General features: G+C 47.6%; 5 protein-coding genes. All 5 read left to right on the forward strand.

Annotation, left to right across the window (positions count from 1 at the left end; all coding sequences use genetic code 11):
• Positions 1 to 443: T9SS type A sorting domain-containing protein (locus GXO76_12285; protein ID NOY78638.1), on the forward strand; the 443-nt coding region annotated here is incomplete at its 5' end.
• Positions 444 to 880: 437 nt separating this feature from the next.
• A complete protein-coding gene (locus tag GXO76_12290) occupies positions 881 to 1366 on the forward strand; it encodes a YHS domain-containing protein (GenBank protein NOY78639.1) in 486 nt (161 codons plus the stop codon).
• A 118-nt stretch (positions 1367 to 1484) separates the two neighbouring features.
• Positions 1485 to 2786 (forward strand): TolC family protein, encoded by a 1302-nt coding sequence (locus GXO76_12295; protein ID NOY78640.1) that lies wholly within the window; start codon positions 1485 to 1487, stop codon positions 2784 to 2786.
• A gap of 6 nt (positions 2787 to 2792) precedes the next feature.
• Positions 2793 to 4232, forward strand: coding sequence for an efflux RND transporter periplasmic adaptor subunit (locus tag GXO76_12300; protein NOY78641.1), 1440 nt, complete (start codon positions 2793 to 2795; stop codon positions 4230 to 4232).
• Positions 4233 to 4403: 171 nt separating this feature from the next.
• Positions 4404 to 7535 carry an efflux RND transporter permease subunit gene (locus GXO76_12305; protein NOY78642.1) on the forward strand — a complete coding sequence of 1044 codons (3132 nt, stop codon included), beginning with the start codon at positions 4404 to 4406 and terminating at the stop codon, positions 7533 to 7535.
• Positions 7536 to 7711 lie beyond the last annotated feature (176 nt).

Consider the following 7711-nt stretch of genomic DNA (forward strand, 5'->3'; position numbering starts at 1 on the left):
TTGCGAGATGGGCGGCCACCGGGGGAACCATTGACCGGAGGGGCCTGTACAGCGCCGGAAGCGATACCGGTTTCTACTACGTGACGGCCGAAGATTCGCTGAGCGGGATTACGGGAGCAGCGGTGGTTTGGATTTCGACAATCACCAAAATCGATGCCGAAAAGAATGCCAAACCGCCAACCCGGTTTACTCTGTTCCAAAACTATCCCAATCCGTTCAACCCGGAAACGACCATTCGGTTCGACGTCGTAAAGTCCTGTCACGTGCAGCTCACACTTTACGATCTTCAGGGGCGCGTGGTGAAAAAGCTTGTCGACGGAGAATTTTCTCCCGGCCGCTACAAGGTAAAAATTCGTGCGACCCATTTATCCTCCGGCCTGTATTTGTACTCCATAAAAATGGGGGATTTTCACGCTGTGAGGAAGATGCTCATTTTGAAATAGGTCGTGTCGGCGAAAAACAGGATTCCATTTTTTAAGAGTGGAATCAATTTGACTCCCGGCTTCCTGTGGTCAACCCGGTTGGTGTGCAATTCGCCATGTCGAATTGGCTCATGAATACGATGTCTTCGCGTTTGCAACCGCCGGGTTGTCATCTGGAGTGGTCGTCTGCAAAATTCAGATAGATCCCTTCCGGTCCACACGAAAAATAGCGGTTGTAGAATTATATGGACAACTGCACGCCTCATGCAGCCTGTCGATTATTCTTCACTCGTGTAGAATAGTCTGCACGTTCCTTCATTTTTCCTGTTCCCTACACTTTTGGAAAAAGTCAATAAAACAACGACCTATCCATGTCGATGAAATTTGGCATAACTATTGATGCCTATTTCCGAAACTTCGTGCCTGACGAACTAATTTAAAGGAGATTTAAAATGGGAATGAAACGTTTGATGGGTGTTGTCATTATGGCGTTATTGATTGTTTCGGTGAGTTTAGCTCAGGAAACGCCGCAAAAGAAAAGTGATGTTAAATCATCAAAAACGGTTACCTGCGCTGTTTGTGGAATGAAGCTGCCTATTGCAAAAGCCGGGGCCAAAACCACCTACAAAGGCCAAACCTATTACTTTTGCAGTACGGCCGAAAAGGCCAAATTTCAGAAAAACCCCGAAAAATATATTTCCACATCCAAGAAAGACCGCTTAAAACCGGCCAGGGTAGAGAATGAATCCGTTGAAGGCCACATGCGGGGGATGAAAGGCATGGCCGCAAAAGCAGCTGAATTTGCGGTCGACCCGGTTTGTGGAATGAAAGTCAATCCTAAATCTGCAAAATATAAAACCAACTACAAGGGCAAAACATATTATTTTTGTGCCAAAGACGATCTGAATACCTTTAAGAAAAATCCCTCAAAATACATCAAATGATGACATTCTTCGGGCGAAAGGTTATATTCTTGTCTGATGAAATGTATTCGGGCCACCTTGCGGAGGGTTCAAACCTTCGCAAGGTTTCTCTTAACGAACGACGAATCTGGAAGCGGAAATGAATGTAAAAAAAATTGCATTAGTATTGGTTATAGGAAGTTTCATAGGTACGGGCGTGCTTTTTGCCCAACAGGAAAAAACGGATTCACGGACTGAATTGCAACAGTTGATCCAACTGGCCCTGAAGAAAAACCCCGGATTGCGGGCCAAAGCACTTCTGGTGGAATCGGTACGGACCAGAATCCCACAGGCAGGTGCCTTGCCGGATCCGCTTTTGAGCATCAGTTTGATGAATATGCCCATTAATTCTTTTTCATTTGATCAGGAACCCATGACCGGCAAACAGGTGGCCTTGATGCAAAAAATTCCATTTCCCGGGAAATTGGGATTAAAGCAGTCCATTGCCGAGTCCTCATTTGAAGTCGAGAAGTTCCGCAAAAAAGAATATGAAAATCAATTGATAGGCGCTATCAAAAAGACCTATTTCAGTCTTTTTGCTGTTGATCAAGTGCTTCGTGTGACGGAAAAAAATCTGCAGCTTTTGCAGGAATTTATTCGAATTGCCGAAACCCGCTATTCCGTGGGGAAAGGCCTTCAACAGGATGTTTTGAAAGCCCAGGTGGAACATTCTAAATTGTTGGACCAGCAGATTACACTCCGGCAGCGAAGGCGATCTCTTCAGGCAAAATTAAATTCGCTGGTCAACCGCTCCGTTGACACAACCATTCCGGAAATATCAACCCTTCATTTGGATTCACTCCATCTGGAGCCCCCGGAACTGGAAAAAATCGCCTTCGAAAGCCGCCCGTTTTTACACGCTCTCCAGACGCGTATTCAAAAATCACAGCAGGCGGTTCGTTTGGCCCAAAAAGGTTTTTTCCCCGATTTTAGTCTTGGCGTGGCTTACACACAGCGGAACCGCCTCCGAAACGGCATGGCCGGTATTGATTACGTTTCCGCCGTCATTTCCATCAACCTGCCCGTTTATTTTGCGAAAAAGCAGTCACAAAAAGTGAGCGAAATGCGCGCAAAGAAAACGGAAGCAGAAGAGACCTTTCAAAATACCTTGAATATGATTCGGTTTCAGATTGAAGATGCGTGGTCGCGTGTTCAAAAAAATAAGCGCCAGTTGGAGCTTCTGAATACGGGCATTCTTCCACAGGCATCGCAATCGCTGGATGCCGCCCTGGCGGGATATCAAGTGGGAAAAATTGATTTTTTAACCCTGTTAAATAATCAGCGAACGCTTTTTATGTACGAAAGTCAATATTACCAGGCCCTGGCTGCGTATGAGAAAAGCTTGGCCGACCTGGAAGTGATTGTGGGGAAACCCCTATTGGATGAACAGAGTGAAAGGTAAATCTCTATGCACAAATTAAATCCCTATTTTCGAAGCATTGCGCTTATTCTGGTTGGAATAGCGATTGGCTGGGGAGCATTTGCTTTTTTTCAGCCCAAAAAATCCGTGCAAAAAAACGAGGAGCGTCAATCTGCTCCGGAAGAAAAATCGGCACAGCTTTACACCTGTCCGATGCACCCGCAGGTCATTTCGAAGGAACCGGGGGAATGCCCGATTTGCGGAATGGATCTGGTTCCCGTCAAAACCGGCGAATCTTCACCCGGCAAGGCATCGTCTTCGTCGAAGGAAACATCGGAATCCGGGAAGAAGGGAAAAATTCTCTACTGGAAAGCGCCAATGGATCCCACGGAGATTTACGACCATCCCGGAAAGTCGAAAATGGGAATGGATTTGGTGCCGGTTTACGAGCGTGACGTGCAAAAAGGGGGAACCATTACCATTGACCCGGTAACCGTACAAAACATGGGCGTCCGCACAGCCGTTGTTCAGAAAAAGGATTTTAGCCGGACTATTCGAACGGTTGGAATTGTTGCGTACAATGAAAAGAAAATCAGCATTGTATCCACCAAAATTTCCGGATGGATTGACAAGCTTTTTGTGGATTACACCGGGCAGCTTGTGAAGAGAGGACAGCCTCTGCTGGAAATTTATTCTCCCGATCTGGTGGCAACCCAGCAGGAGTATTTGCTGGCCTTGAAGAACAAGGAGATCGTTGGAGCCAGTCCGTTTTCAGAAATTTCGAAAGGGGCTGAAACGCTTCTGGAGGCCACCCGCCAGCGACTGAAATTATGGGATATTTCAAGCGCCCAGGTTCGTGCCCTGGAGAAACGGGGCGTTGTGACCCGAACCATGAAACTTTTTGCGCCGGAAAATGGGTTTGTTGTGGAGAAGAAGGCGTTTCAGGGTGATTTTGTGCGGGCCGGAATGCCGCTTTTTAAAATTGCGGATATCTCTACCGTTTGGATCAATGCCACCCTGTATGAGAAAGATCTTCCCTGGGTGAAGCTGGGTCAGCAGGCGCAAATTGAATTCGATTCCTATCCAAATGACCCCTACACGGGGACTATTTCCTATCTGTATCCCTATCTCAATCAAAAAACGCGTACACTGGATGTGAGGATTACCCTGGCGAACCCCGGTTTTAAAATCAAGCCAAACATGTACGCCAACGTCAAACTGAAAACGGACGTGCAGAAAAATGCCCTGGTTATTCCTTCGGAAGCCGTGGTGCGTTCGGGGGAGAAAAATGTGGTGTTTGTTACCCTGGGTGAAGGCAAATTCCAGCCGAGGGAAGTGAAGCTGGGAATTGAAAACGAAAACGAGGTTCAGATCGTATCCGGTTTACTGCCCGGAGATGAAATTGTTACCTCGGCACAATTCCTGCTCGATTCTGAAAGCCGGTTGCAGGAAGCGATTCAAAAGATGCTGGAAGTCAACAAAAAGTGAGTCTATTCACAAAAGATAAGACCCACGAATTTCTCGAATTGATTTTATTGAATTCAAAAGAGTGCTGTTTGTGGCATTCATGGTTTTTAGAGCAAACTTAAAGAATAAAGAAATGACCTTGCGACGGCTTTTAACCTTCGCAAGATTAAATGCCCAAAAAATGGAAATCTTATGCTTGAAAAAATAATTGAATATTCTGTCCGGAATCGATTTTTAGTGCTTCTTTTTGCGATAGCCATTGGAATTGCAGGACTGGTTGCCCTTTTGAAAACCCCTGTGGATGCTATTCCCGATTTAAGTGATGTGCAGGTCATTATTTACACGGATTACCCGGGGCAGGCCCCTCAGGTTGTGGAGGATCAGGTGACGTATCCTTTGACGACTGCCATGATGTCTGTTCCTTTTGCTAAGGTGGTTCGGGGATATTCGTTTTTCGGGACGTCCTTTGTCTATATTATTTTTAAAGATGGAACGGATTTGTACTGGGCCAGAAGCCGCGTTCTGGAATATTTGAGCGCCGTTTCCAGTCGATTGCCGGCCGGCGTGAATCCAACCCTTGGCCCGGACGGAACGGGTGTTGGCTGGATTTACGAGTATGTGCTCGAGAGTAAGAATCACGATTTGAGCCAGCTGCGTTCGATTCAGGATTGGTATCTGCGATACGAATTAACCTCCGTACCGGGTGTGGCCGAAGTGGCCAGTGTGGGTGGTTTTGTTAAGCAGTACCAGGTGGAGGTGGATCCCAACAAATTGGTGGCGTACGGAATCCCGCTGTCCCGTGTGCGCATGGCTCTGAAAAGAAGCAACCAGGATGTCGGCGGCCGTTTGATTGAAATGGCCGAAACCGAATTCATGATACGCGGATTGGGTTACATTCACTCGGTGGAAGACATTCGAAAAATAGCTCTTGGCGTGGATAAACGGGGAAATCCCATTCAAATAAAGGATGTAGCTGATGTGCACATCGGCCCGGAACTCCGGCGGGGCATTGCCGATTGGAACGGGGAAGGCGAAGTAGTCGGGGGGATTGTGGTGATGCGTTATGGCGAAAACGCCTTAAAAACCATCAATCTTGTCAAAGCAAAGTTGAAAGATTTACAAAAGGGGCTTCCCAAGGGGGTAACCATTCGGTCTGCCTACGACCGCTCTTCTCTCATTGACCGGGCGATTGAAACGCTGAAGGGGAAGCTCATCGAAGAAAGCATTATTGTGGCGGTTATCAGCATTATTTTTCTCCTTCATTTTCAAAGTGCATTGGTAGCTATTATTACGCTTCCCATGGGTATTTTGATGGCCTTTCTGGTGATGCATTTGCAGGGTCTGAATGCCAACATCATGTCTTTAGGAGGAATTGCCATTGCCATTGGCGCCATGGTGGATGCCGCAATCGTCATGATTGAAAATGCTCACAAGCATCTGGAGGCCGGGGACGGAAAGCGCGATCACTGGCAGCTCATTATTGATGCGTCCAAGGAAGTGGGGCCGGCGCTCTTCTTTTCCCTGCTGATTATTACCGTATCCTTTTTGCCCGTTTTTGCGTTGCAGGCTCAGGAAGGCCGTCTTTTTAAACCGCTGGCCTACACGAAAACGTACTCCATGGCGGCTGCGGCGCTGCTTTCTGTTACCCTGGTTCCGATCCTGATGGGCTATTTGATCCGGGGAAAAATTCTTCCGGAAAACAAGAATCCCATTAATGTTTTTATGATTAAGATTTACAATCCCGTCATTAAATTTGCCCTGCGTTTTAAGATGGCAATCATTATGATTGCTACCCTTATTTTACTGGCCACCATCTTCCCGTTCAAGCAGATCGGCTCTGAATTTATGCCGCCCCTGAATGAGGGTGATCTGCTGTACATGCCCACGACAGATCCGGGAATCAGCATTACAAAGGCCCGCGAATTGCTCCAGCAAACGGACAAAATCATCAAGAGCTTTCCCGAGGTTGATCATGTCTTCGGAAAGATTGGACGCGCCGAAACCGCAACCGACCCGGCGCCGCTCTCGATGATTGAGACCACTATCACCCTGAAACCGAAGAAAGACTGGCGGCCCGGAATGACCCTGAAAAAGCTGGTGCGTGAATTGGACGATGCCATTCAATTTCCGGGTCTGACCAATGCGTGGACCATGCCCATCAAAACGCGCATTGACATGCTCTCAACGGGGATTAAAACACCCGTGGGCGTAAAAATTATGGGGAGCAATTTGACCATCCTGTCGAAACTGGGAGAGCAGATTGCGCAGGTCCTTCGCAAAGTCCCCGGCACCGTCAGTGTTTTCCCGGACAAAACCATTGGCGGGAATTACCTCGATTTTGAAATTAATCGGGATGCGATTGCCCGGTACGGCCTGACAGTTGGAGACGTGCAGGACGTTATCATGTCGGCCATTGGCGGAATGAATGTGACCCACACGGTAGAAGGGTTGGCGCGCTATCCGGTGAATGTCCGCTACAGCCGTGCATTTCGGGATAACCTGCCCGCGCTGAAGCGCGTGCTGATTTCTACACCCACCGGCGCCCAGATCCCGATTTCAGAGGTTGCAACAATCCGCATCCACAAGGGTCCTCCGATGATTAAGAGTGAAAACTCCAAAAGGACCGCCTGGCTGTATGTGGACATCCGCGGCGTGGATGTGGGATCTTACGTGAAAAAAGCTCAGGATGTGGTAAATAAAGGCATTGAATTCCCATCGGGGTACAGCATTGTTTGGAGCGGCCAGTTTGAATACATGAAACGGGCAGAAGCCCGTCTGAAAGTTATGGTCCCAATTGTCCTGACCATTATTTTTCTTTTGCTTTACTTCAATTTTAAAAATGTAACGGAAAGCCTGATGATCATGTTGTCGCTGCCCTTCTCCATTGTGGGAGGTATCTGGTTCATGTACATTCTGGGCTACAATATGAGTGTGGCCGTGGGCATCGGATTTATTGCCCTGGCGGGTGTGGCAGCCGAAACGGGAGTCGTGATGCTGATCTATTTGGATCAGGCCTACAATATGCGGAAAATGCAGGGAGAAATGAAGACGTCACGTGATCTGTACGAGGCGATTGTGGATGGGGCTGTAAAGCGGGTTCGTCCCAAAATGATGACGGTTTCGGCAATCATCTTTGGTCTTCTGCCTATTTTGTGGGGAACGGGTGCCGGTTCACAGGTGATGAAGCGCATCGCTGCTCCCATGGTGGGTGGAATGATGACGTCCACGCTTCTCACATTGATTGTGATTCCCGTTCTCTACGAATATTGGAAAGGCTGGGAGATTAAAAAATCCCGTAAGCTGGAAAATTCTCCTGGCGAGTAAAACCACCATTCTGTAGCCGCAGGCTTCATGCCTGCGGTGTTTTTTTGACAGGCATTAGCCATTGCGCACCCATAAAGGGTGCGGTTACAGCCTGTATTTGAAAAAATTCTTCATTCACTCCAAATCCCAAAAAAGCTCTTGTAAAAATCCCCTAAATTTACTAAAATTATTAAGTG

The sequence above is a fragment of the Calditrichota bacterium genome (assembly GCA_013151735.1).
GTDB lineage: Bacteria > Zhuqueibacterota > JdFR-76 > JdFR-76 > BMS3Abin05 > BMS3Abin05.

Excerpts from the sequence above, each read along its gene's own strand:
- GXO76_12290 (NOY78639.1), top strand. The coding sequence starts at position 881 with ATGAAACGTTTGATGGGTGTTGTCATTATGGCGTTATTGATTGTTTCG.
- GXO76_12300 (NOY78641.1), top strand. The coding sequence starts at position 2,793 with ATGCACAAATTAAATCCCTATTTTCGAAGCATTGCGCTTATTCTGGTT.
- GXO76_12305 (NOY78642.1), top strand. The coding sequence starts at position 4,404 with ATGCTTGAAAAAATAATTGAATATTCTGTCCGGAATCGATTTTTAGTG.
- GXO76_12295 (NOY78640.1), top strand. The coding sequence starts at position 1,485 with ATGAATGTAAAAAAAATTGCATTAGTATTGGTTATAGGAAGTTTCATA.